Raw genomic sequence first — 23,973 nt, forward strand, 5'->3', positions numbered from 1 at the left:
CCCGGCGGCATGTTTGGGGCCGATGAAAACGCACGCCCCGGCCATACCGACCCGCACCAGGCGGTGGAGACCTGCGGGATGGTGGAGCAGATGGCGTCGGACGAGCTGCTGATGGGCATTACGGGCGACCCGATGTGGGGCGATAACTGCGAGGACGTTGCCTTCAATACTTACCCGGCGGCGGTACTGGCGGATTTCCGGGGGCTGCGCTACCTGACGGCGCCGAATATGGTGCTGAGCGATTCGACGAACCACGCGCCGGGGATACAGAACGACGGGCCGTTCCTGCTGATGAACCCGTTTAGCAGCCGGTGCTGCCAGCACAACCATTCGCAGGGGTGGCCGTACTACGCGGAGCACCTGTGGATGGCGACGCCGGACAACGGGGTGGCGGCGCTGCTGTATAGCGACGCGACGGTAACGGTAAAAGTAGGAGAGGGCCAAATGGCGACCATCAAGGAAAACACGCACTATCCGTTCGATGAAAAGATCGACATAACCGTGGACGCCCAAGGGGCCTTCCCGCTGTACCTGCGCATCCCCGGTTGGTGCGACGACGCGACGGTAACGATCGACGGGGTGACGCAAAAGGGCGCAAAGGACAGCTATTTCAAAATCGAACGCACCTGGAAGCCCGGTGACAAGGTGGAGCTGACGCTCCCGATGACGGTGAAGACCCACACCTGGGACCGGAACGCGAACAGCGTGAGCGTGAACTACGGCCCGCTGACGTTTTCGCTCAGGATCAAGGAGGACTACATAAAGGTCGACAGCCGTAAAACGATCATCTACGACTCGAAAGTGCAGACTACGGCGGATGACGCAAAATGGCCGGCCTACGAGATACTGCCCGGCAGCGCCTGGAACTATGGCCTGGACGCGGGGGCAACGTTCCAGATAAAAAAACGTCCCTGGCCCAAAGACAACTTCCCGTTCAGCCAACAAAATACGCCGCTGGAAATAACGACTACCGGCCGGCAGATAGCTGAATGGACGCTGGACAGCAACAAGCTGGCGGGCGTGCTCCCCCAGAGCCCGGTAACGGTTACGAGCCCGCGGGAGACGCTCACGCTGATCCCGATGGGCGCCGCGCGACTAAGGATTTCAAGTTTTCCCACTACTATAAGAGACGCAAACAACGTAAAAGAATGAGAAAGTACGTAATAGCCTTGCTGATCACAACGTGCGCGATCCGCGCAAACGCCCAGAGAGAAAGATGGACAAAAGAAAAAGCCAACGCCTGGTACCAGCACTGGGGCTGGCTCCGCGGCAGCAACTTCATCCCCAGCACCGCGATCAACCAGCTGGAGATGTGGCAGGCCGAAACCTTCGACACCGCGACGATCGACCGGGAGCTCGGTTATGCGCAGGGGATAGGCTTTAATTGTATGCGCGTTTTCCTGCACCATCTGGCGTGGCAGGAGGACCCGAAAAAATTCAAGGACCGCGTAAATACCTATCTGACGATAGCCCACAGGAGGGGCATCGCCACCATCTTCGTCCTTTTTGACGACTGCTGGAGCCCGACGTATCACGCGGGACAGCAACCGGCGCCCAGGACGGGCATCCACAATTCCGGCTGGGTGCAGGACCCGGGCATCAAAATCCACCAGGATTCGGCGGCGATGTACCCGATGCTTCGGCAATATGTAACCGATATACTGACGACCTTCAAAACGGATCCCCGCATCGTCCTCTGGGACGTCTACAACGAGCCCGGCAACGGCAACCACAAAGACAGCAGCATGGCGCTCCTGAAAAGCGTCTTCACCTGGGGCCGGACGGTAAACCCCGACCAGCCGCTGTCCGCCGGCGTCTGGGACGCCAACCTGAAAAAGCTCGGCCAGTACCAGCTGGAAACCTCCGACGTCATCACCTACCACAACTACGGCAGCCCGGAGGACCAACAACACGAAATCGACAGCTTAAAGCAATACGGCCGCCCGCTGATCTGTACCGAATACATGGCGCGGACGCGCGGGAGCCTGTTCACCAACGTGATGCCGGTGCTGAAAAAGAACCATGTGGCCGCCATCAACTGGGGGCTGGTCGCGGGTAAGACCAATACCATGTACGCCTGGGATACGCCCATGCCGGGCGGCGAGGAGCCGAAAGTTTGGTTCCACGACGTTTTCCGCAAGGACGGGACACCGTATAGCCAGGAAGAAGTAAAACTCATCAAAACGCTTACAGGAAAATAATGACGCAGACACACAGAACGATCGTGAGCCGCTCCCCGGGCCGGATCAACCTCATCGGGGAACACACGGATTACAACAACGGTTTTGTTTTGCCGGCGGCGATCGACAAGGCGGCGTATGTCCGGCTGACGCTGAGGAACGACGACCAGATAAAACTAATATCGAGGGACTTCAATGCGACCTACGGAACCACGCTCGGCACGATAGCCCCTACCGATAAGGGTTGGCCGAACTACCTGTTGGGGGTAGTCGATCAACTGCTCGGCAAGGGCACGGCCCTGACGGGTTTTGAAGCGGAGCTGTGGGGCGACGTGCCCGCGGGCGCGGGGCTGTCCTCGTCCGCGGCAGTGGAGTGCGCGATGCTGATCGCGCTGAACGAAGCCTTTCATTTGAATATGCCGCGGATGACGATGGCGCAAACGGCGCAGGCCGCGGAGCACGCGTTTGCGGGCGTAAAGGTCGGGATCATGGACCCCTTCGCCAGCCTGTTTGGCAAGGAGGGACACGTGATCCGGCTGGACTGCCGGTCGCTGCAATACGAATACGTGCCTTTCCACGCGGAGGGGTACCGGCTCGTGCTGTGCGATTCGGGCGTGCACCATTCGCTGGCGAGCTCGGAGTATAACGTACGGCGCCAGCAATGCGAGGCAGGCGTGGCCGAAATAAAACAGCGCCACCCGGAAGTGCAAAGCCTGAGAGACGTTACCACGGATATGCTGAAATACATAACCGACCCCCTGATAAAAAACCGCTGCCGCTACGTCGTGGAAGAAAACGACCGCCTGCTGAAGGGCTGCGAGGACCTGGAACGCGACGACCTGAAGGCCTTTGGGGAAAAAATGTATAAGACCCACGATGGGCTGAGCAAGCTCTACGAAGTCAGCTGTCCCGAACTGGATTTCCTGGTGGAAAAAGCGCGTCCGCAAAACGCGGTGCTGGGCGCGCGGATGATGGGCGGTGGTTTTGGCGGGTGTACGCTGAACCTGGTGGAAACGGACAAAATAGACGACTTCAGGCAAAAGATGACCACGGCGTACAAAACCGAGCTGAACAAGGACCTCAAGGTATACGTCGCCAACATCGGCAATGGAGGGTCCATCCAATGATCAACTTTACCGAAGACCCCCACAAAAGGTTGAATCCCCTGACCGGGGAGTGGGTGCTGGTGTCCCCGCACCGGATGAAACGCCCCTGGCAGGGCAAGGTCGAGGCGGCGGCGGGGCCTGACCGGCCAAGGTACGACCCCACCTGTTACCTCTGCCCGGGCAACAAACGGGCGGACGGCGAAACCAACCCCGCGTACGACTCGTGCTACGCGTTCACCAACGACTTCGCCGCGCTGCTCCCGGCCACGCCCGATGGGTATTTCAACGAGAACGACCTGATGGTGGCCAGGACCCAGCGCGGTACCTCCCGTGTGATCTGTTTTTCCCCGCGTCATGACTTAACTTTACCGGAGATGGCGCTCGAGGACATCGAAAAGGTCGTACACCTCTGGGTGGAGGAATTTAAGGCCCTGAAGGCGAACAAGGACATCAAATACATCCAGATCTTCGAAAACAAGGGGGAAATCATGGGGTGCAGCAACCCGCACCCGCACGGCCAGATATGGGCGCTGAACGACTTGCCCGTGGAGATCGAAAAAGAGGACGCGAGACAAAAGGCGTACTACGAGAAACACGGACGGACGCTGTTGCAGGATTACCTGGCGCTGGAAAATCACCGGCGGGTTTGCGAGAACGAGCACTTTGTCGCGCTGGTGCCCTTCTGGGCCGTTTGGCCGTATGAGACGATGATCGTCAGCAAGCGCCCTGTACAGACCATCGATGAATTCAGCAAAGAGGAGCGGCACAACCTGGCCGACATCCTCAAACGCCTCACCACGCGCTACGATAACCTGTTCAAAACCTCCTTCCCGTACTCCGCCGGCATGCACCAGGCCCCCGTCAACGACGGCCCGCAGGACGGCTGGCACTGGCATATGCATTTTTACCCGCCCCTGCTGCGATCGGCCACGGTGAAGAAATTCATGGTGGGCTACGAGATGCTCGCCGGCCCGCAGCGCGACGTCACCGCGGAATGGGCCGCGGAAAGGTTACAAGGATTATCTGAGATCCATTATAAACACGTCTAACGACCCCGCTATGATGAAAAAAATCGTATTCTTCGCCGCGATCGCGGCCACGCTGGCCTCCTGCGGCGGCGGCACACAAGAGCCAACGGCCAAAACCGGGACGGACACCGTTACCGGTCCGACGCCCAACCCCGGCAGCTTCGCCGACACCATCGACGGCAAGCCTGTCCAGCTCTACACCCTTCAAAATGGCCCCCTCAAGGCGACGCTCACGAACTACGGCGGCCGCCTCGTCTCCCTGTCCGTCCCCGACTCCAGCGGGAAGTCCGTGGATGTCGTCGACGGCTTTGACAGCGTCGCCCAGTACCGCCGCGCCAGGAGCGCCTACTTCGGCGCCCTCATCGGCCGTTACGGCAACCGCATCGGCAAGGGGCAGTTCAAGCTCGGCGGCAAGCCCTTCCAGATACCGGTCAACAACGGGCCGAACGCCCTCCACGGCGGGACCCGCGGTTTTGACGACTATGTCTGGGACGGCGACAAGAAGAACGACTCTACGCTGGAGCTGAAGTTCCTGAGCCGGGACGGCGACATGGGCTTCCCCGGGAACCTCAGCGTCAAGGTGACGTATACGCTTCAAAGCAACGGCCTGAAGATCGAATACAACGCCACCACCGACGCCAAGACCGTTTGTAACCTGACCAACCACGCCTACTGGAACCTCAACGGCGCGGGTAACGGGACCATCCTCCGGCACAAGCTGCAGATCTACGGTACCGGATATACGCCGGTGGACAGCGGGCTGATCCCCACCGGGACCATCGACCCCGTCAAGGGCACACCGTTCGACTTCACCCAACCCACGGCCATCGGCGACCGGATCAACCAGGACAACGTCCAGCTGAAGAACGGCAAAGGCTACGACCACAACTGGGTCATCGGCGACGGCAAACCCAGCGGGACACTCCGCCACGCCGCCACCTTCCGGGCCGACCAGACCGGGATCGTGATGGACATCTATACCATGGAGCCGGGGCTGCAATTCTATTCCGGCAACTTCATGGACGGCGCGCTCGCGATGAAGTATGGCAAAACCAACGCACACCGCTCCGCCTTCGCCGCGGAAACGCAACACTTCCCGGATTCACCGAACGAACCCCAGTGGCCCTCCACCGAGCTCGACCCGGGCAAGACATACCACACCGTAACCGTGTACCAATTCTCGATAAGAAAATGAGCAACCCGATTGCATGCCGCCTGCTGACCGCCGCGGCCCTATTGTGCGCCACCGCGGGCGCGCAGGCGCAACGCACCCGCACCAATTTCGACGACAACTGGAAATTCCACCTCGGTAACGGCGTGGACTATACGAAAGACTTCAACTACGGCAAGGACCTGATCTTCGCCAAAACGGGAGACGCCGGCACCACGCCGGCGTCCCCCCGTTTTAAGGACGCCGGCTGGGAAACGGTCAGCCTGCCCCACGACTGGGCGGTCACGCTCCCGTTCGTGTACAAGAACGACGGCGACCTCGAGGCCCACGGCTACCGGCAGACGGGCCCGCTTTTCCCCGAGAGCAACGTGGGCTGGTACCGGAAGACATTCCAAATAAACCGCGCAGATTCCGGGAACAGGTTTGTCGTCACCTTCGACGGCATCTTCCGCGACAGCCGCGTCTGGATCAACGGATACTACCTGGGGAGCAACCTCAGCGGCTATAGCGGCGTAAGCTTCGACATCACCGACTTCCTCTGGTTCGGCAAGGACAACGTCATCACGGTCCGCGCCGACGCCAGCATGTACGAGGGTTGGTTCTACGAGGGCGCGGGGATCTACCGCCACACCTGGCTGGAAAAATTCAACAACCTGCACCTGGACCACGACGGCGGCGTATTCGTGTATACGGAGGACGGCAAGGACGGCGTGAATGTGAACGTCGAGGCGACCCTCGACAACAAAGCGCTGACAACACAGAAAGCAACCATAAGCGCCTTTGTCACCGACCGCGGGGGCAACGTACTCGCCACCACCGACGAGGCAACGGCACAAGTCCCGGTAGACGGCGCCCAGACGGTCAAGCTGGCCACCGCGCTGCACATGCCCCACCGCTGGAACCTCGATGACCCTTATCTCTACCGGGTAACGGTGCAAGTAAAGGACGGCGGCCGGGTCATCGACCAGGCCACCACGAAATTCGGCGTCAGGACGATCACCGTCGACAAAGACAAGGGCCTCTTCCTAAACGGTAAACCCATAAAGATACAAGGCGTCTGCTGCCACCAGGACCACGCGGGCGTCGGCGCCGCGCTGCCGGACTTCCTGCAGTACTACCGCATCGCCGTCCTGAAAGAGATGGGTACCAACGCCTACCGTACCAGCCACAACGCCCCGACCCCGGAGCTGCTGGACGCCTGCGACAGCCTGGGCATGCTGGTCCTGGACGAGACCCGGCTGCTGGACAGCGGCCCGGAATATGAGGCGCAATTCCGGAAGCTGCTAAAGCGCGACCGCAACCACCCCTCCGTCTTCATGTGGTCCATCGGTAACGAGGAATGGGTCGCGCAGACCAACGACATCGGCAAACGCATCGCGCAGAACCAGGTCACGCTCGCCGCACAGCTCGACCCCACGAGGCTTTGCACCGAAGCCGTGAACGACGGCAACGTCTGGCACGGCGTCAACGAGGTGCTCCCGGTGCGCGGGTTCAACTACAATTTGAGCGGTGTGGATCCTTATCGAAAAGACCACCCCGACCAGCCCATCATGGGCACCGAGGTAGCCAGCACCGTTTCCACCCGCGGCATCTATATCCGCGACACCCCGAACGCCTACGTCCCCGACTACGACAGCTGCTACCCGCCCTGGGCTTCCACCGCCGAAACCTGGTGGACCCTGGCGGCCGACCGGCCCTGGTTCATGGGCGGTTTTGCCTGGACCGGTTTCGACTACCGCGGCGAACCCACGCCCTATGGCTGGCCCAACGTCAACTCCCACTTCGGGATCATGGACATGTGCGGCTTCCCTAAGAACGTGTATTACTATTATAAATCCTGGTGGACCGCCGGTGACTTCATCCACCTGTCCCCCCACTGGAACTGGGGCGGCGACGAAGGCAAGGTCATCAAGGTCTGGGTCAACACCGCCGCCAGGGACGTAACGCTTTACCTGAACGGTAAAAGCCTCGGCAAAAAGGAGATGCCCCGGAACGGGCACCTGTACTGGTTCGTGAAATACAAACCGGGCACGCTCAAGGCGGTGGGCACTATGGCCGACGGACGCAAAATCGAAGGCCAGGTTACCACTACCGGTAAAGCGCAAAAAATCGTCCTGACGCCATACAGAAAAACCATCACCGGCGACGGCAAGGACGGCACCGTCTTCAACGTCACCGTGCTGGACGCGCAGGGCCGCGAGGTCCCCGACGCCATGAACCTGGTCCACTTCGACGTGAAAGGCAACGCCCGCCTGATCGGCGTCGGCAATGGCGACCCGAGCAGCCACGAACCCGACCTCTGCGCCGACGGCCAGTGGCAGCGGCGGTTGTTCAACGGCAAGTGCCAGGTGATCCTGCAGGGCAAGGACGGCGATGGCGCGATCGAGTTGACCGCCAGCGGCGACGGGCTCCAGGGTGCGACCTCGGTCATCACCGCGATAAACCCGTAAACGTAAACCCCTAAAAGGAGCGTCAACCGGCGATGTAGAAACTTTTTCACGAATCCCATTTTCCCTTATATTACACGCTACTTAATCGATTTTGTACTATGGCGAACGATGCGTTGCAGCTAAAAAAGTCACCCACGGTATACGACGTGATCATTGTAGGATCGGGCGCCGGTGGGGGCATGGCGGGATATGTACTGGCAAAGGCCGGTCTGAAGGTGTTGATGTTGGAAGCGGGGCCGTTCTTCGACCCGGCCAAGGACTCCCACCAATTGGAAGAACCCTGGAAGTCCCCGCGGAGGGGCTCGGGGACGGTCCGCCCCTTTGGTGACTTCGATGCTGCCTACGGCGGTTGGGAAATCGAGGGCGAGCCCTATACCCAAAAGGGGAACACCAAATTCGAATGGTTCCGCGCCCGCATGCTGGGCGGACGGACCAACCACTGGGGACGCATCTCCCTGCGTTTCAGCGCCGAGGACTTTCAGCCGACGCGCAACGACGGCGTCAGCGCCCGGTGGCCCGTCAGCTATGAGGAGATCAAGCCCTACTACGACAAGGTAGACAAGCTCATAGGGATCTATGGGACAAAAGAAAACATCGAAAGCGAGCCCGACGGTATCTTCATGACTCCGCCCAAGCCCCGGCTCAACGAGTTGTTTATCATGCAGGCGGGCAAGAAGGCCGGTATCAAGGTCCTCCCGGGCCGCGGATCGGTGCTGACCGAACCGCTGGCGGACAACAAGGACCGGAGCGAGTGTTTCTATTGCGGTCAGTGCGGCCGAAGCTGTAAGATATACGGCGACTTCTCCAGCTCCTCCTGCCTGGTCATCCCGGCGCAAAAAACGACGAACCTGGAAGTCATCCCGAACGCGATGGTACGCGAGGTACTGGTCGACGAAAACGGGAAGGCCGCCGGCGTTTCGTACGTCAATAAAAAGGACCTCCAGGAATACCAGGTCCGCGCCAAGACCGTGGTGCTGGCCGCGGGCGCTTGCGAATCCGCCCGCCTCATGCTCAATTCCAAGTCCAAGCAATTCCCCAACGGCGTGGCCAACGGGAGCGGCCTGGTCGGCAAGTTCCTCCACGACTCCACCGGGACCTCGACCTTCGGGGTACTCCCGCAGCTGGCGGACCGGAAGCGGTACAACGAGGACGGGGTGGGCAGCGTCCATATATATGGACCCTGGATGGAAGACAACAGCAAGCTGGACTTCCCCCGCGGGTACCATATCGAGTTCGGTGGCGGTCTACACATGCCCACCGCCGGTTACGGCGGTTTCGTCCCGCAGTTCCGGGCGATGGTCCCCGGGCCTGACGGCAAAAAACAGGACGCCGGCGGCTATGGCCTCGCCTTGAAGAACGACTACCGTCGCTGGTACGGCGCCACCGTCGGGATGGCGGGTAGGGGCGTCGCCCTTGCACGGGAAACCAATTATTGCGAAATTGACCCCAACACGGTCGATAAATACGGCATCCCCGTGCTGCGCTTCCAGTACAGCTGGGGTCAGGAGGAAATCCTCCAGGCCAAGCACCAGCAGGAAAAATTCGCGGAGCTGATGCACCAGATGGGTGCCATCATGCTCTATGGGAACCAGGGCAAGGAAAACAACTACGGCCTGGAGAACCCCGGGGTGATCATCCACGAGGTCGGTACCGCCCGTATGGGGAACGACCCCAAGAAGTCGGTCCTCAACAAGTGGTGCCAGGCCCACGAATGCGACAACCTGTTTGTCGTGGACGGGGCGCCCTTCGTCCAACAGGGGGATAAGAACCCGACCTGGACCATCCTGGCCATGTCCATGAGGACCGCCGAATACATTCTCGAACAGAAAAAGAAACTGAATATCGCATGAACCGGAGACAATCGCTAAGAACCCTGGGCCTGACCGCCCTGTCCGCCGGCGCTTTCCTGGAGGCCTGCCAGCCAGAAGCTAAACCGGCCGTGGCGCCCGCAAGCGCACCCCCTGCCGAAATACCGGGCCGTGAGCCCTTCGAAGTGGAGCGTGACAAAAAACTACAAGCCGAAAAATTCTTCACCGACGCCGAAAAGGCGACCCTGACCCTGCTGGTCGACATCATCATACCCAAGGACGACCATTCCGGGAGCGCCTCCCAGGCAGGGACCGTCGAGTACATCGAGTTCACCTGTAAGGACGAGCCCGACAACAAGATCCCCATGCGGGGCGGCCTGCGGTGGCTGGACCTCCAGTGTCTCGAAAAGTACGGCCAGGCTTTTGCAGGCTGTTCCACGACCCAGCAAATCGAGATGGTGGACGCCATCGCCTGGCCCGACAAGGCGGACCCCGCCATGCACCAGGGCGTCGCGTTTTTCAGCCGGCTGCGCGACCTGACGGCGTCCGGGTTTTACTCCAGCGAAATGGGGTGGAAGGACCTCGGATACGTGGGTAACCGTCCCGGTACCTGGAAAGGGGTGCCCGACGATGTATTGAAGCAGTACGGGCTCGAGGGCGTATAGCCTCCGTACTCTCACTTAAAATGTTACTATGGTTTGGTATGAAGACGAAGTACAGCGGGTAGAGAAAGAAAAAGGTAATTTGCCTTACGACCCGAAAACGTTATTTTACGGTAGTTCTTCCATTCGCCAATGGGATAGTTTGTATGAGGACTTCGCGGCTTACCAGCCGGTGAACCTGGGTTTTGGCGGCTCTACGCTGGCCGCCTGCGTTTGGTTCTTCGACCGGCTGGTGGGTATGTACCAACCGGAGTCCCTCATCGTGTATGCGGGAGATAACGACCTGGGAGACGGACGACATCCGGAGGAGGTGTACATTTTTTTCCGGCAGCTGGTGGCGTGTACGCGGGAACGGTTCGGGGACATTCCCCTGGCGTTCATCTCGATCAAGCCCAGCCTCACCCGCTGGAACATCGTGGACAACATCCGGTATACCAATACCCTGATCGAAGAGGATATCCGGAAAGAGGGAAGGAACCTGCACTACATCGATATATACGATCGCATGCTCGACGACAAGGGAAATCCCAACCGGGAGCTCCTCGACCCAGACGGCCTGCACATCAGCCCCAAAGGGTACGCCCTTTGGAAGGAAGTAGTGGGGGACTACATCGCTGCCTCTATTCATGCTCAGAGAGTATCATAAATGGTATAGCCCGTCCCTGCAAAGGGACATGGAACTGTTGGCCTTCGGCCACGCGGGTAACCCCGTCATATTTTTCCCCACCCGGACCGCCCGCTTCTATGACTTCGAGGACTGGAAGGTCATCGACGCCCTCCGGCCGAAAATAGAAGCGGGCACCATCCAGGTCTACTGCGTGGACAGCGTCGACAAGGACAGCTTTTACAACCCGGACATTCCCCCCGCCGCGCGCATCCAGCGCCACCTCCTGTACGAGCAATACATCCTCAACGAGGTCCTGCCGCTGGCCCGCCGGCGCAACCCCGGGCCCCAGCTGATCGCCGCCGGTTGCAGCCTCGGCGCCTACCACGCCGTCAACCTCGCCTTGAAGTATCCCTGGATGTTCGCCAAGGTCGTCGGGCTGAGCGGCCGGTACGACCTGACCGAACAATACGAGCACTTCGACGACCTTTTCGAGGGCTATATGGACGAAAACGTCTATTACAATATGCCCTCCCGTTTTATCCCCAACCTCCGGGACGAGCAGATCATAGCCCAGCTCAAAAAGATGGAGATCATCCTGGTCGTCGGCCAGCAGGACGCCTTCCTGGACAACAACCGCCACCTTTCCGACGCCCTCTGGCTCCAGGGCGTCTGGAACGCTTTCCACATCTGGGACGGCGAATCGCACAAACCCCGTTACTGGCGGTATATGGTGCAACTTTATTTGTAAATTCGGCACATGCTTGCTGACCTTTACATCGACCCCGACACGGGGGCCCGTTCGCTGCGCGCGACGGCGCCCCTCAAACCCGGCCACGCGGTTTGTACATTTTCCGCATCCGAGGTTTTAAACCATCCCACCCGTTTTACCCTCCAACTGGACGAGACCCGGCACATCCTGCTGAGCCCGGAACCGCTTTGGTACACCAACCACAGTTGCGCGCCCAACGTCTTCTTCGACACGGAGACGATGGAATTGATGGTGCTGTCGCCCGTGGGTCCCGGGGAAGAGCTGCGCTTCTTTTACCCGTCGACCGAGTGGACGATGGCGGAGCCCTTCGACTGCACCTGCGGAGCGCCCAACTGCCTGGGCCGCATCAGCGGCGCGGCGGCGCTTTCGGACGAGGTCCTCGCGCGATACCGGCTTACACCGTACGTGACCAGCAAGTGGCGCGAGCGGGGCGCGGCCTCGCCGCCCGACGCCCCGGCGATCGCTTGAAAATGGTTGAAAAGACAAGAATAAAAAAAGTACTATTGTAGATGGATAAGCTTCCGCCCCTCCCGAGCGACCTCATGGTCTGGGTCCTGGTGCCCCAGGTCGAGACCGGCGACCCCAACATCGACTATTACTACGACTTTTCGCAGAGCATAGACGAATACACCCGTGTCTTCAAGACCCTGGGCCTGCCCTGGCGGTGGCAGCCGGTCCGGATGGACGACTTCAGGGAGGTCATTCTCCACATCCCCTCGAACTCCGATGGGTATCGCCCGCTCATCCTGAACCTGTGCGACGGCGACGAGGTCAACGGGAGCGCCGGCATATCGGTGCTGCGCTTCCTGGAGGAGACCGGGTTGCCGTTTACGGGGGCGGACGCGTTTTTCTATACCGCTACCACGTCCAAGCTGGACATGAAGCGCCACTTCGCCGCGGAAGGCGTGCCCATGCCGGGCTATGAAGAAATGATCCCGGCGGACTTCCCGGTGAACGGCGTGTTCGAGCGCCTCGGCAAACCCCTCATCATCAAACCCGCGGTATCCGCCGGGAGTATGGGGATCAGCGTGCGGTCGGTGGTCGATACCAAGGAGGCCCTGGAAGAACAGGTGCACGCCCTGGAAGCGCGTTACCGCGGCTGGTCGCTGACGACCGGCGGCATCCTCGCGGAGCAGTTCATCACCGGCGCCGAATACACCACCCTGGTCGTCGGACCCTGGGACAACCCGTCCGCGTGTAAGGTGTATATGCCCGTGGAGCGCGTCTTTCATCCCGCCCTCCCCGAGCGCGAGCGCTTCCTCAGCTTTGACCGCCTTTGGGAAATCTATGAAACCGAAAAACCCATCGGCGACTACGAAGACTTCTATACCTACGAGCTGCCCGCGTCCGAGCTGATCCCGTCCATCCAGGCCGTCAGCCTCCAGGCCTACCGCGCCGTCCGCGGCACGGGCTATGGACGCGTCGACCTCCGCATGGACCCCGCCGGCCAGCTCCGCGTCCTCGAGGTCAACGCCCAGTGCGGTCTCTCCGAAGACGAGAACTATACCTCCATCGGCGCGATCATCCGTCTGTCCGGCGTAACCTATGCGTCACTGGTGGCTGAGATACTGCTCGACGGCCTCAACCGCGCCACCGAAAGCCGCGCCGCCGAAAACCGCGCCACAGCGACCCACACCGGCAAACGCGTAGGCAAACGCGCCGGCCAAAAAGGCCGCCCGGGCGATAAATCCCACGCGGGCGCCCACTAAAACAACCCCCATGCGCGTCTGTGTCCTCCAACCCGACTATTCGACATCCCAGGTGGATTACCAATACTACGATCCTCCCCGCGACCTGACCGCGCTGCTCCCCGGCGACACCGTGGACCATGTGCAGCTCAACAAGCTCCATACCTACAGCCAGCTCCGGGCGTTGCGCCGCAAGGGCTACGACATCTTTGTCAACCTCTGCGAAGGCTACCTCGACTGGGCAGTGCCCTCGATCGACGTGATCCACACGCTAGAGCTGTTGAACCTGCCCTATACAGGTCCCAACCCCCGGTTATACGACCCACCCAAGGAGCTGATGAAATACGTGGCCTACACCGAAGGCGTAGCCACGCCGGCGTACGTCGTCGTGCGGTCCGAAGCCGACCTGGCCGCGGCGCCCGCTTTTCCGCTGTTTGTCAAACCCGCCAAGGCCGGCGACAGCCTCGGCGTGGACGAGCGTTCGCTGGTGCGTGACCGTGAGGCGTTGGAGAGCAAGGTGCGCGAGCTACTCGAAGACTACGACGAGGTCATGGTCGAGCAATACATCGACGGCCGCGAGTTCACCGTCCTCGTCGCCGCGGGCGTGCATGGCCAGGGCGTCGCGTCCCTGGAAACGCCGGCGGCGCGCACCTTCACACCCGTCGAGTTCATCTTTCCGGGCGACGCTCACTTCAAGACCTACGCCCTCAAGACCTCCGAGCTCCACCCCGAAGCCAACATCCCGTGCAACGACCCCGTCCTGGAAGCCACGTTACGCAAGGCTTCGGCGCGTATCTTCGAGGCCTTTGGCGGGGTGGGATACGCCCGGTTGGATTTCCGGGTAAGGGGCCACGAGGTCTTTTTCCTCGAAATCAACTTCACCTGCTCCGTTTTCTACACCCAGGGCTACGAAGGCTCCGCGGATTATATACTGAAGTTCGACGGCGCGGGGCAAAAGGGATTTCTCGGGCACATCATCGCCGAAGGCATCGCGCGGCACCGGAACCGCCAGAAGAAATACGAGGTCAAGGGCAGCCCCATCGCGGGGTATGGCATCTACGCCGCCCGGCCGATAGGGGAGGGGGAAAGCATTTTCGACGGCGAAGACCGCGCGCAGCGGATCGTGACGCGCCGCTTTGTCGGAGACCACTGGTCGCCGGACCGCCAGGAGGTGTTCCGCCACTACGCCTACCCGATCAGCCGCGAAGTCTTTATCCTCTGGGACAAGGACCCCGCCGCCTGGGCGCCGCAAAACCACAGCTGCGCGCCCAACACCGCCTACCGCGGGCTGGACGTCTACGCGCTGCGGCCCATCGCGCGCGGCGAGGAGCTGACGCTCGATTACGCGACGATGATGGACGAGACGCTCGAGCCGTTCGTTTGCCACTGCGGCGCCCCCGGCTGCCGCGGCACCGTGCAGGGCGTGGCCGGCAACAATGTGACGGACCGCGAATCAAAACTGGACGCGCCATGCCCCGACTAACCGCCCTGAAGCGAATCTTCGTGGAGCACCGGGGCCGCCTGACGCTCACCTATTCCCTGTTCGCGCTGGAAATGCTCGGGAACCTCCTACGCCCCTATTTCCTGGGCGAAGCCGTGAACGACCTGATCGCGGGCAGCTACCGGGGGCTCATCTACCTGGCCCTGGTACACTTCGGGTACCTGGGGGTGGGGACGCTCCGGCATATGGTGGATACGCGGACGTACACCGCGATCTATACGAAGCTCGTCACCCGGATGCTGACGCGCGACATGGAAGAGCGGGATATTTCGCGGCTGAGCGCGCACTCCACGCTCGCGCGCGAATTCATCGACTTCCTCGAGTTCGACCTGAACTTTATCATCGAGGCCTTTTACAATCTCGTAGGGGCGCTGGTGCTATTGTTTTTCTATGATAAAATCGTGGTCTCCGTCTGCCTCGTCGTCCTCGTCCCCGTGGCCTTCATCAGCTACCGGTACGGGAAGCGGATGCAGCGCCTGACGCGGTTCAAGAACGACGAGCTGGAGCTCCAGGTCGACGTCATTTCGACGGGCGACCTGCCGGAGATCACCCGGCACTACAAGCTGCTGAGCAAGTGGCAGATCCGGATCTCGGACCAGGAGGCCTGGAACTTCGGGGTCATGGAGCTGCTGGTGCTCGTGGTCATCACGACCTCCCTTATCCTGATCACCCATGGCACGGGAAAGGTCATGAAGGCGGGGGACATCATCGGCATCTATACCTACATACTGAAATTCGTCAGCGGGCTCGATACGATCCCCTATACGGTCCAGCGGTACAGTTCACTCAAAGATATCAGCGGGCGGATAGAAGGCGAAGCGGAGGATTTTTAGATTGCCTATCTTCGTGACCTATGCGCCTATCCCTTCTCCTCCTATTCGTCACCGCCGCCACCGCGCTCCGCGCCCAAGACACCGCCCAGTACGTCGTCCCGGGCCGCACCAACGCCCCTTCGCAAGAAAAGAAACCCTACGTCATCATGATATCCGCGGATGGCTTCCGCGCCGACCTGGCGGATAAATACCAGGCCGCAAACCTAATCAGGCTACGGTCCGAAGGCGTACAGGCGGACTATATGCAAGCTTCCTTCCCGTCGGTAACCTTCCCCAATCACTATACCCTGGTGACGGGGCTGTATCCGTCGCACACCGGTCTCGTGGACAATCACTTTTACGACCCCGCGACACAAAGGGCGTACAGCATGGGCGACAAAAACGCCGTCCGCGACAGCTCCTGGTACGGCGGCACGCCCCTCTGGGTGCTGGCGGAGCAACAGCATATGCTGAGCGCGAGTTTTTATTGGGTCGCTTCCGAGGCGGCCATACAGGGTTTGTTGCCGACCTATTATTACCATTTCAACACCCTGATCCCGATCGACCAGCGCATACAAACGGTTGTTGACTGGCTACAGCTGCCCGAGGACCGGCGACCGCACTTCATCACGTTTTATTTTTCCGACGTGGACCACGCCGAACATATGTACGGTCCCGATGCCTGGCAGGTGCGCAACGCGGTCCAGTTCGTCGACAAAAGCGTCAAGCAGCTCGTGGACGCCGTCGGCGCCCTGGACCTCCCCGTGAACTTCATTTTTGTATCGGACCACGGGATGACCACGGTGGATACCGCGGGCAGGATGCCGCTCCCCGCGGCGGTCGATACGAGCGCCTATACCATCTATTTCGGCGCGACGATGGTCCACCTTTACGCGCGCAATCCCAACAAGAAGGCGCTCAAAGCCACGTACGAAGCCATCAGGGCTGAAGCCAAAAACTATGACGTATACCTGGCGGATGACGTGCCTTCGCGGTATCACTATAGCAAAAAAGACGACCGGTATAACCGGATCGGCGACATCATCCTGGTCCCCCGGGCGCCCCACGTCTTTGGCCATCCGAAGGACCACGTCCCCATCGGCGAGCACGGCTTCGACCCCGCCATCCCCGACATGCACGCGACCTTTTACGCCTGGGGCCCCGCATTCAAGGAGCACCAGAAGATCCCCGCTTTCGAAAACGTACACGTGTATCCCCTGGTCGCAAAGATCCTGGGGCTGACCTACACCGAAAAAATCGACGGAAAACTCAGCGAACTGGCTGGCATTCTCCGGTAAATTCAGGTAATATTACGCTTGGCCCGCGTTCGACCTTGTCCTTATTTTGCTAACGGAAGACCTTACCTATGTACTTAGACGTTGACACACGGGCCCTGGCCCGCAGGAGAGTATTCGACCTCCGCGACTGGCTCGATTGGCACCTGTCCCCGAGCCTCATCCCTGTATCGCGCCTTGCCGTCCGGGCGGGGAGCGATGTACCCGGCAGCCCCCGTTCAACGCACAAGCCCAAGCCACCGAAGTCCAAGGAGCCGCTGGACGACGTCCAGACCGTTTTTCTCCACTTCATCGCCACCGGCGTACTGCCGGCCGCGCACGGCGGTCATACGCTCGATAGCCTGCAACGGTACCTGACCGAGCAGCTGCACAAGGACCCGCATTTCTTCGGCGCCCCGTCCGGCGGAAGCGTGTTTTCACATCGGCTATTGGACCTCCTGCTGGAGAACCGGATGGCCTTGCCCCGACTCCTTACCCAGTTCGGCGAATCGCTCCTCGAAGACATCTACGCGCACACCATGGAAAGCGGCATCGTCAGCCGCTGGATCGCCTGGCTGTCCGAGGTCCCGGGGCTCGACACGCGCACGCTTCGCTGGAGAGCGCTCTTACTATCCCTTTCCTATACGGGGGGACGCATTTCCCTGGACAACTATGCCAAAGTGGAAAAAGGGATCGTCCTCTACCTCCTTCGGGAAATGCAGCCCGCCCAGCTTTTCCGCTGGGTGGGACAGCTCCCGCCGCTCAAGCGCGAAAAGCTCGTCACCGCCCTCGACATCCCGCCCGCGGCATTTGTCGAGCTGTCCGACCTGCTGGCCGTCATCCACGAGCAGACGGCCCAGCTCCAAACGCCCGCGATGCCGCCGCCCGCGCCCGCGCTCCTGGAGAGCGGCTACGTGGACAACGCCGGCCTGGTATTGCTCCATCCCTTCCTGTTCCCGCTGTTCCAGGAACTCGGCTGGGTGGACGGTATGGGGTTCACCAGCGAGAGCGCGCATCAACACGCCGTTTTGCTGTGCGAATACCTTGCCGGTGCCGCCGATGTCACTCCCGAATACCGGCTCCCGCTGAACAAGTTATTGTGCGGTTACCCGCTCGAAGCCACCGTCCCCCTCCACCTGGAAGAGGACCACGTCACGGTCACCGCCCAGCGCCTGCTCCAAAACCTGATCCGCCAATGGACGGTCAACGGCCAGCCCGTCAACGCCAGCATCCAACTGCTCCGAGACTCCTGGCTCAACCGCCGCGGCAAGCTCATCCGCCGCGAACACGATTGGGTGCTCCAGGTGGAGCAAAAAGCCTTCGATGTGTTGCTGAACAGCCTCGCGTGGAATATCCGGATGGTGCAGCTACCGTGGATGAAGGAGGTGTTGTGGGTTGAATGGGTCTAGCGCTGCCGCCCCGCCCCGCCGCATCCTTCTGGAATTTACCGAAAAAACCATATCTTTGCCGCCCTGCGGGCCCCCAGCCCGCTACAACCGGCGCTCCCTTACGGGGCGCACATCTACGGAGAGGTGGCAGAGCGGTTGATTGTGGCGGTCTCGAAAACCGTTGTGGGTAACACCACCGGGGGTTCGAATCCCCCCCTCTCCGCAGCACATAGCCGCAGCGCGGCCGACAAAGTCGGCCGCGTTTTTTGTTTCGGAGCGGACGGGGCGAGCTTGCTCGTCCCGGCTGCGCAGGAACAAAAAACAGCGCGCGTAGCGCGGTGCTGCGGCGGTGCGCTGCAGGCTTCCCTTTCACGGGATCACCGGAGCGCCGCGCAGCGGTGCGGAGGTAATCCCCCCTCTCCGCAGCACGCAGCCGCAGCGCGGCCGACTTTGTCGGCCGCGTTTTTTATTTCTTCGTCAGCTTATACCTTATATGTGTCGTTAGCTCAGAAGGTATTACTTCAACAATCTGAATATCAAATTTATTTTTGTCAATGCCATCAAACAGCCGGATACCGCTTCCTAAAAACTGGGGGGCAATATGAATGAAAAATTCGTCTATAAGCCCGGCATTGAGAAATTGTTGAATAGTATTTGCACCACCTTGTATTCTTATGTCCTTCCCTTTGGCTGATTTCCTTGCTTTTTCCAATGCGCTTTCAATTCCGTCATTGATGAAATAGAAGGTCGTTGTTCCTTTTTGAACCCATGGTTCCCGTTTCTCGTGTGTCAGAACATAAACATCTGCTTTATATAAGTCTTCCGCCCAATGTACTTCGCCTTCTTCAAACATTCGTTTCCCCATTATGTACGAACCTGTTCTTGCAAACACATCGTCTATTAATTTACTGTCTGCGCCGTATTCCTCACCGCCTTCCATATTTACGTTTTTCCAAAATGCTTTTTGCTTAAACATCCACGCATGGATTTTTCCTGCAACGCCACCCATTGGGTTGTTTGGACTTCTGTTATCACCGGCGAAAAAGCCGTCAAGCGAGATTCCGCCGTCAAAGATAATTTTACTCATTTGATTTAATTTTTAGCTGATATTTTAAGATAGTTTTCAAGTCGATTTAAAGTTTGCCTACCACCTTCAATGACACGTAACCGTCTGTTCAAGTCTTCAATAATTTCTTTTGACTTAAACACTGACTTCATTGTCAGCAACGTTTTCCCTTCAACTTCTTCAAATAAAACTAAAACTGTAAAGTCATAATCTTCGCTTTCCCCAAAATGTTTGTAAGATAAAAGGGAAGGTTTTTTTACTTCCAGATACTCGACTTTGCTATCAAAATCCCGTCCCCAACCGTGCATGATGGAATCCCAGGTTTTGCCAGGTTCTACATTCATCGATTTTATAGTCAGCGAAAAACCATCTGGCCCCCACCATTCTTTTATATGCTCCGGGGTGGTCCATACTTCCCAAACCAAATCCCTTGGAGCATCGAGAATTCTCGTATGTATAAGAATGTTCCCTTCCTGTTTGAATGTGTTGTATTTCTCCATCTCTCTATTTTTTCTTTTTTTGTATTTTAGCCAGGTAATTTTGCAATGAGTCAAATTTATTGTCCCAATAGTTTCGATATTGATCTACCCAGTCCGTTACTTCCTTTAACCTTTCGAGTTTGGCTTCGCAATATCTTTCCCTGCCTTGTTGTTTGATCACAATAAGACCGCAATCGTTAAGGAGTTGTACGTGCAATGAAACTGCTTGTCTGGTAATATCGAACTCCTTGGCAATGGCATTGACATTGAGTGATTTCCGAGCCAGCATACCTATAATTTGCCGACGAGTCGGATCCGCAATTGCCTGAAAGATGTCTTTTGTTGGTGGCATAATGTGCAAGTCACTTCTTGCAAATATATGCGCAAGTTTTCACTTGCGCAAGTGAAAACTTGCGCATTTTTTTTATCTTTCACAAAAAGGTTCTATGTACAAGACGTTTGCTTTTATCGGCTGCCTGTTTTGCACCGGCGCCATCGCACAGACCACCCCCCCCGCGCCCTATGGGCCCGTCCCCACCGCCGACCAGCTGGCCTGGCAAAGAAATGAAATGAATGCATTTATCCATTTTACGGTAAACACGTTTACCGATAGGGAGTGGGGGCTGGGCAGCGAGCCGGAAACCGTCTTCAACCCCACCGCGCTGGATGCCGGTCAATGGGCCAAGGTGTTAAAGGAGGCCGGCTTCAAGGAAATCATCCTGACCGCGAAACACCACGATGGGTTTTGTCTTTGGCCGAGTGCGTATACGGAGCATTCCGTAAAGAACAGCCCTTTCAAAGGCGACGTCGTCAAAGCGGTGAGCGACGCCTGTAGGAAAAACGGGTTGAAATTCGGCGTGTACCTTTCTCCCTGGGACAGGAACAATGCGCAATACGGCCGGCCGGCGTACATCACCTATTATAGACATCAATTGACCGAGCTGCTGTCCAACTACGGTCCCATCTCCGAGCTATGGCTGGACGGCGCCAATGGGGGAGAGGGCTACTATGGAGGCGCCAATGAAAGGCGGACGATCGACCGGCGGGTGTATTACGACTGGCCCACTACGATCAAAATGGTGCGGAGCCTCCAACCGCATATCTCTATCTTTAGCGACGGAGGCCCCGACATCCGCTGGGTGGGCGACGAAGAAGGCTATGCAGGGGAGACCAACTGGTGTACCGTTACCCGCGACACGTTGTATCCGGGAAAATCAGACATCGACGACCTGTTGATCCACGGCTCGGCGACGGGCGCCGACTGGGTACCCGCGGAAACCGACGTGTCCATTCGTCCCGGGTGGTTTTACCATGCATCGGAAGATACCCTGGTCAAGACACCGGAGGCGTTGTTCGAGATCTACCTCAAGTCGGTAGGACGCGGTGCGACATTGTTGCTCAATGTGCCGCCGGACAGAAGGGGCCGTTTCACCGACAATGACGTCAAAGCGCTTCGCGGTTTCCGGAAGATCCTGGATCAAGCCTTTGCCCATGACCTGGCCGCGCATGCAACGGTAACCGCCGATAACGTGCGGGGTAACGCGGGCGAATACTCGGCGATGCATCTTACCGACGGGAACCCTGATACGTATTGGGCCACCGATGACGGGAAGACGTCTGGTAGTTTTGACATCGGGTTGAAGGAGCCCCAAGTAATCAAATACATCGTTTTGCAGGAATATATACCGCTGGGCCAGCGGGTGAAGTCATTCAATGTAGAGGTCTGGAATGACGGAGCCTGGAAAAAGGTCGCCGATGGCACTACGATCGGGTACAAACGCATTCTAAAGGTGGACCCCGTCATGGCGTCCAAGGTCCGGGTGAACATCACGGATGCGAAGGCCTGCCTGGTATTGTCAAATGCGGCGTTATATTGACTGGTTAGCTGGAAATAACGCAAGCGCGCGAGCGATCCGAAACTTTCCCTAATTTTATCCATACATGGAAAATCAGGTATGGGCACTGGTCGCCGGGGGCGATCAGGAGGCATACGGGCGTTTGTACATCCACTACTATCGGAGGCTCTACAATTACGGTAGGAAATTCACGGACGACGCCGCGCTGCTGGAGGACTCGCTACAGGAGGCTTTGCTATCGGTCTGGACGGGCCGGGCGCGGCTGACCCGTATCGAAAGCCCTCATACGTACCTGCTCACCACTTTCCGCTACATACTTTTCAAAAAGCTGAAACAGCGCCCCCACACCCGCAGCGCCAGCGAAGGCGATCAAGACCCCGACTTCGGGATAGAACATTTCCTTATACTAAAGGACAGCGAGACGGAAAAAAAGGAACAACTCCAAAAGGCGATCGAGCGGCTCACCGGGCGGCAGCGCGAGGCCATCTTCCTCCGGTTCTACGAGGGGCTCTCTTACGAGGAGATCGCCGGGGTGATGGGTATTTCGGTCAAGGCCACCTATAAGGTAATGGCAAGGGCGCTGGAACAGCTCCGGTCGACGCTGTCGGTGTCGATGGCGACGCTCTTTTTGCTCCTGGCGACACCGGCGTGACACGTGGCGGCACCGGCGTGACACCCGGCCACACCGACGCAAAAAAAAATGAACACGGGTGGGGTAAAATCCCCAAAACCGAACACTATCATATAGAAGTATGCCAAACCGGGACGACAGCGGCCGCTATGACGGCTACAGCTTGCTGGATTTCATCTGCGACCCTTTTTTCCAGGATGGAATCATCCACCCGGAGGGAGACGCGGCTGCCTTCTGGCAGGAGTGGAAGACGAATAACCCGGAGAAAACGGATACGATCGAAAAGGCCGCAAAGGTCCTACAGACGCTAACCTTCAGGGAGGATTTCCCCGGCGAAGGCCAAACGACCCGTTCCCTGGAAGAAGTACGTGCGAAAATAAAAGAGCACCAGGTAAAAAGGCTTTGGTGGCCCGCCGTGGCGGTAGCCGCGAGCATAGCCCTGGCAGTGGTGGGTTACATGACGATCCAGAAGAAAGCGACGGTAAAGACAACCGCGTTCGGCGAAATGAGCGCGATAACGTTGCCCGATAGCTCCACGGTCGTCCTGAACGCGCATTCAAGCGTAAGATATAACCCCGGATGGAAACCGGGCCGCCCCCGGGAGGTATGGCTGGAAGGCGAGGGCTATTTCAACGTGAAAAGGAAAACGGACCAGCCCTTCCTGGTGCACACGCACCTCCTCACCGTAGAGGTCCTGGGTACGGTGTTCGACATCCGGGAAAGGCGCAATAGAGCGGTGGTCGTGTTACAAGAGGGACGTATCAGGGTGCTGTTCGCCAACAACGACATAGAAATGAACCCCGGCGACCGGATCGACTACGACCCCGCGACAGCGACGGTGAAAAAAGGAACGACCATCGCGGAAGACTATACCGCGTGGAAAGACAAGAAGCTGCGCGACGTGACGGTGGGAGACGTGATCGTTTATCTGGAAGACAACTACAACAAAACCATTATCCTGCAAGACCCCAAAATAGCCAACAAAAAGATAGGCGGCGTAGTGATGTTCGACAACCTCGACGACGCTATGTTCACCCTCTCCACGATACTTGACGTCAAGGTGGTTACACACCAGGATACATTGCTGCTACAACACAGATAGGAAGTCGACTATTTGCAAACCCAAAATCTAACGTTATGAGGTATCCGCATCTCAAAAGGGTGTTCCGTGGGCTATTGGCTGCGGCCATCGTACTGGCCGCGATACGCAATGCACACGCCCAAAACCGCTTTCCGCTCCAGGAGGCGCTCAAACAGATCAACCGCGTCTTTGGAACCAATTTCGTGTACGACCAGGACATTGTCAGGGGCAAGACGACTTCCTACGATGTAAAGAGCGCAAAAGGCAAGCCATTGGAGGAAGTCTTAAAGGGCGTACTGTACCCGGATGGGTTGGTATTCCTGTATGTCAAGCCGAACTACTACACCATCGTCACCCGGGAGCGCATCCAGCAGCAAGCCGCGGAAAAGGCAGACACGGTAGCAAAGACAGAAAAG

The 23,973-nt window shown here is 58.7% G+C and carries 23 protein-coding genes and 1 tRNA gene; 21 read left to right on the forward strand and 3 right to left on the reverse strand.

Annotated features, from left to right (window positions below):
• From VL547_RS19825 to VL547_RS19905, 17 genes are all read left to right on the forward strand, one after another.
• Positions 1–1,152: beta-L-arabinofuranosidase domain-containing protein (locus VL547_RS19825; RefSeq protein WP_325581188.1), on the forward strand; the 1,152-nt coding region annotated here is incomplete at its 5' end.
• Positions 1,149–2,201: a glycoside hydrolase family 2 TIM barrel-domain containing protein gene (locus VL547_RS19830; protein WP_325581190.1), complete on the forward strand. Its 1,053-nt coding sequence runs from the start codon at positions 1,149–1,151 to the stop codon at positions 2,199–2,201. The genes VL547_RS19825 and VL547_RS19830, both read left to right, overlap by 4 nt.
• Positions 2,201–3,307 carry a galactokinase gene (gene galK, locus VL547_RS19835; protein ID WP_325581192.1) on the forward strand — a complete coding sequence of 369 codons (1,107 nt, stop codon included), beginning with the start codon at positions 2,201–2,203 and terminating at the stop codon, positions 3,305–3,307. Before VL547_RS19830 ends, galK begins: the two co-directional genes overlap by 1 nt.
• Positions 3,304–4,335: a UDP-glucose--hexose-1-phosphate uridylyltransferase gene (locus VL547_RS19840; protein ID WP_325581194.1), complete on the forward strand. Its 1,032-nt coding sequence runs from the start codon at positions 3,304–3,306 to the stop codon at positions 4,333–4,335. Before galK ends, VL547_RS19840 begins: the two co-directional genes overlap by 4 nt.
• A 10-nt stretch (positions 4,336–4,345) precedes the next feature.
• On the forward strand, positions 4,346–5,509 hold the full coding sequence (locus tag VL547_RS19845) for an aldose epimerase family protein (RefSeq protein WP_325581196.1): 1,164 nt from the start codon (positions 4,346–4,348) through the stop codon (positions 5,507–5,509).
• Positions 5,506–7,935 carry a beta-galactosidase GalA gene (gene galA, locus VL547_RS19850; RefSeq protein ID WP_325581198.1) on the forward strand — a complete coding sequence of 810 codons (2,430 nt, stop codon included), beginning with the start codon at positions 5,506–5,508 and terminating at the stop codon, positions 7,933–7,935. Before VL547_RS19845 ends, galA begins: the two co-directional genes overlap by 4 nt.
• Before the next feature lie 98 nt (positions 7,936–8,033).
• Positions 8,034–9,785, forward strand: coding sequence for a GMC family oxidoreductase (locus VL547_RS19855; protein ID WP_325581200.1), 1,752 nt, complete (start codon positions 8,034–8,036; stop codon positions 9,783–9,785).
• The gene (locus VL547_RS19860) at positions 9,782–10,408 is read left to right on the forward strand and encodes a gluconate 2-dehydrogenase subunit 3 family protein (RefSeq protein WP_325581202.1); all 627 of its coding nucleotides are present in this window, start codon (positions 9,782–9,784) and stop codon (positions 10,406–10,408) included. Before VL547_RS19855 ends, VL547_RS19860 begins: the two co-directional genes overlap by 4 nt.
• Positions 10,409–10,436: 28 nt before the next feature.
• Positions 10,437–11,051 (forward strand): GDSL-type esterase/lipase family protein, encoded by a 615-nt coding sequence (locus VL547_RS19865; protein WP_325581204.1) that lies wholly within the window; start codon positions 10,437–10,439, stop codon positions 11,049–11,051.
• The gene (locus tag VL547_RS19870; RefSeq protein WP_325581206.1) at positions 11,032–11,760 is read left to right on the forward strand and encodes an esterase family protein; all 729 of its coding nucleotides are present in this window, start codon (positions 11,032–11,034) and stop codon (positions 11,758–11,760) included. The genes VL547_RS19865 and VL547_RS19870 overlap by 20 nt, the downstream gene beginning before the upstream one ends.
• A gap of 9 nt (positions 11,761–11,769) precedes the next feature.
• The gene (locus tag VL547_RS19875) at positions 11,770–12,249 is read left to right on the forward strand and encodes an SET domain-containing protein-lysine N-methyltransferase (protein WP_325581208.1); all 480 of its coding nucleotides are present in this window, start codon (positions 11,770–11,772) and stop codon (positions 12,247–12,249) included.
• Between the two features lie 41 nt (positions 12,250–12,290).
• Complete coding sequence (locus VL547_RS19880) at positions 12,291–13,490, forward strand: hypothetical protein (RefSeq protein ID WP_325581210.1); 1,200 nt, start codon at positions 12,291–12,293, stop codon at positions 13,488–13,490.
• A 10-nt stretch (positions 13,491–13,500) separates the two neighbouring features.
• The gene (locus VL547_RS19885; protein ID WP_325581212.1) at positions 13,501–14,952 is read left to right on the forward strand and encodes an SET domain-containing protein-lysine N-methyltransferase; all 1,452 of its coding nucleotides are present in this window, start codon (positions 13,501–13,503) and stop codon (positions 14,950–14,952) included.
• Positions 14,940–15,803 carry an ABC transporter six-transmembrane domain-containing protein gene (locus tag VL547_RS19890; RefSeq protein WP_325581214.1) on the forward strand — a complete coding sequence of 288 codons (864 nt, stop codon included), beginning with the start codon at positions 14,940–14,942 and terminating at the stop codon, positions 15,801–15,803. Before VL547_RS19885 ends, VL547_RS19890 begins: the two co-directional genes overlap by 13 nt.
• A 20-nt stretch (positions 15,804–15,823) precedes the next feature.
• The gene (locus tag VL547_RS19895) at positions 15,824–17,080 is read left to right on the forward strand and encodes an ectonucleotide pyrophosphatase/phosphodiesterase (RefSeq protein ID WP_325581216.1); all 1,257 of its coding nucleotides are present in this window, start codon (positions 15,824–15,826) and stop codon (positions 17,078–17,080) included.
• 68 nt (positions 17,081–17,148) lie between these two features.
• Positions 17,149–18,465, forward strand: coding sequence for a contractile injection system tape measure protein (locus VL547_RS19900; RefSeq protein WP_325581218.1), 1,317 nt, complete (start codon positions 17,149–17,151; stop codon positions 18,463–18,465).
• Between the two features lie 117 nt (positions 18,466–18,582).
• Positions 18,583–18,667: transfer RNA gene (locus VL547_RS19905), tRNA-Ser, on the forward strand.
• Positions 18,668–18,910: 243 nt separating this feature from the next.
• On the opposite strand, the gene VL547_RS19910 is transcribed toward VL547_RS19905, so the two are convergent.
• From VL547_RS19910 to VL547_RS19920, 3 genes are read right to left on the reverse strand one after another with little or no spacing between them, the layout of a single operon-like run.
• The gene (locus VL547_RS19910; RefSeq protein WP_325581220.1) at positions 18,911–19,531 is read right to left on the reverse strand and encodes a dihydrofolate reductase family protein; all 621 of its coding nucleotides are present in this window, start codon (positions 19,529–19,531) and stop codon (positions 18,911–18,913) included.
• Positions 19,532–19,536: 5 nt separating this feature from the next.
• The gene (locus tag VL547_RS19915) at positions 19,537–20,010 is read right to left on the reverse strand and encodes an SRPBCC domain-containing protein (RefSeq protein WP_325581222.1); all 474 of its coding nucleotides are present in this window, start codon (positions 20,008–20,010) and stop codon (positions 19,537–19,539) included.
• Between the two features lie 4 nt (positions 20,011–20,014).
• Complete coding sequence (locus tag VL547_RS19920) at positions 20,015–20,341, reverse strand: metalloregulator ArsR/SmtB family transcription factor (RefSeq protein ID WP_325581225.1); 327 nt, start codon at positions 20,339–20,341, stop codon at positions 20,015–20,017.
• Between the two features lie 94 nt (positions 20,342–20,435).
• Here VL547_RS19920 and VL547_RS19925 point away from each other — a divergent pair, with 94 nt between their 5' ends.
• From VL547_RS19925 to VL547_RS19940, 4 genes are all read left to right on the forward strand, one after another.
• Positions 20,436–21,866, forward strand: coding sequence for an alpha-L-fucosidase (locus tag VL547_RS19925; RefSeq protein ID WP_325581227.1), 1,431 nt, complete (start codon positions 20,436–20,438; stop codon positions 21,864–21,866).
• A gap of 64 nt (positions 21,867–21,930) precedes the next feature.
• On the forward strand, positions 21,931–22,497 hold the full coding sequence (locus VL547_RS19930) for a sigma-70 family RNA polymerase sigma factor (RefSeq protein ID WP_325581229.1): 567 nt from the start codon (positions 21,931–21,933) through the stop codon (positions 22,495–22,497).
• A 100-nt stretch (positions 22,498–22,597) separates the two neighbouring features.
• Positions 22,598–23,578 carry a FecR family protein gene (locus tag VL547_RS19935; RefSeq protein WP_325581231.1) on the forward strand — a complete coding sequence of 327 codons (981 nt, stop codon included), beginning with the start codon at positions 22,598–22,600 and terminating at the stop codon, positions 23,576–23,578.
• 35 nt (positions 23,579–23,613) lie between these two features.
• On the forward strand, positions 23,614–23,973 hold a 360-nt coding region (locus VL547_RS19940), incomplete at its 3' end, for an STN domain-containing protein (protein ID WP_325581233.1).

Origin of the sequence: Dinghuibacter sp. (assembly GCF_035492835.1) — a bacterium.
Taxonomy (GTDB): Bacteria; Bacteroidota; Bacteroidia; order Chitinophagales; family Chitinophagaceae; genus Dinghuibacter.

What these genes read in the sequence shown, in the direction of transcription:
- VL547_RS19830 (WP_325581190.1), top strand. Translation starts at nt 1,149, where the DNA reads ATGAGAAAGTACGTAATAGCCTTGCTGATCACAACGTGCGCGATCCGC.
- galK (WP_325581192.1), top strand. Translation starts at nt 2,201, where the DNA reads ATGACGCAGACACACAGAACGATCGTGAGCCGCTCCCCGGGCCGGATC.
- VL547_RS19840 (WP_325581194.1), top strand. Translation starts at nt 3,304, where the DNA reads ATGATCAACTTTACCGAAGACCCCCACAAAAGGTTGAATCCCCTGACC.
- VL547_RS19845 (WP_325581196.1), top strand. Translation starts at nt 4,346, where the DNA reads ATGATGAAAAAAATCGTATTCTTCGCCGCGATCGCGGCCACGCTGGCC.
- galA (WP_325581198.1), top strand. Translation starts at nt 5,506, where the DNA reads ATGAGCAACCCGATTGCATGCCGCCTGCTGACCGCCGCGGCCCTATTG.
- VL547_RS19855 (WP_325581200.1), top strand. Translation starts at nt 8,034, where the DNA reads ATGGCGAACGATGCGTTGCAGCTAAAAAAGTCACCCACGGTATACGAC.
- VL547_RS19860 (WP_325581202.1), top strand. Translation starts at nt 9,782, where the DNA reads ATGAACCGGAGACAATCGCTAAGAACCCTGGGCCTGACCGCCCTGTCC.
- VL547_RS19865 (WP_325581204.1), top strand. Translation starts at nt 10,437, where the DNA reads ATGGTTTGGTATGAAGACGAAGTACAGCGGGTAGAGAAAGAAAAAGGT.
- VL547_RS19870 (WP_325581206.1), top strand. Translation starts at nt 11,032, where the DNA reads ATGCTCAGAGAGTATCATAAATGGTATAGCCCGTCCCTGCAAAGGGAC.
- VL547_RS19875 (WP_325581208.1), top strand. Translation starts at nt 11,770, where the DNA reads ATGCTTGCTGACCTTTACATCGACCCCGACACGGGGGCCCGTTCGCTG.
- VL547_RS19880 (WP_325581210.1), top strand. Translation starts at nt 12,291, where the DNA reads ATGGATAAGCTTCCGCCCCTCCCGAGCGACCTCATGGTCTGGGTCCTG.
- VL547_RS19885 (WP_325581212.1), top strand. Translation starts at nt 13,501, where the DNA reads ATGCGCGTCTGTGTCCTCCAACCCGACTATTCGACATCCCAGGTGGAT.
- VL547_RS19890 (WP_325581214.1), top strand. Translation starts at nt 14,940, where the DNA reads ATGCCCCGACTAACCGCCCTGAAGCGAATCTTCGTGGAGCACCGGGGC.
- VL547_RS19895 (WP_325581216.1), top strand. Translation starts at nt 15,824, where the DNA reads ATGCGCCTATCCCTTCTCCTCCTATTCGTCACCGCCGCCACCGCGCTC.
- VL547_RS19900 (WP_325581218.1), top strand. Translation starts at nt 17,149, where the DNA reads ATGTACTTAGACGTTGACACACGGGCCCTGGCCCGCAGGAGAGTATTC.
- VL547_RS19910 (WP_325581220.1), bottom strand. Translation starts at nt 19,531, where the DNA reads ATGAGTAAAATTATCTTTGACGGCGGAATCTCGCTTGACGGCTTTTTC.
- VL547_RS19915 (WP_325581222.1), bottom strand. Translation starts at nt 20,010, where the DNA reads ATGGAGAAATACAACACATTCAAACAGGAAGGGAACATTCTTATACAT.
- VL547_RS19920 (WP_325581225.1), bottom strand. Translation starts at nt 20,341, where the DNA reads ATGCCACCAACAAAAGACATCTTTCAGGCAATTGCGGATCCGACTCGT.
- VL547_RS19925 (WP_325581227.1), top strand. Translation starts at nt 20,436, where the DNA reads ATGTACAAGACGTTTGCTTTTATCGGCTGCCTGTTTTGCACCGGCGCC.
- VL547_RS19930 (WP_325581229.1), top strand. Translation starts at nt 21,931, where the DNA reads ATGGAAAATCAGGTATGGGCACTGGTCGCCGGGGGCGATCAGGAGGCA.
- VL547_RS19935 (WP_325581231.1), top strand. Translation starts at nt 22,598, where the DNA reads ATGCCAAACCGGGACGACAGCGGCCGCTATGACGGCTACAGCTTGCTG.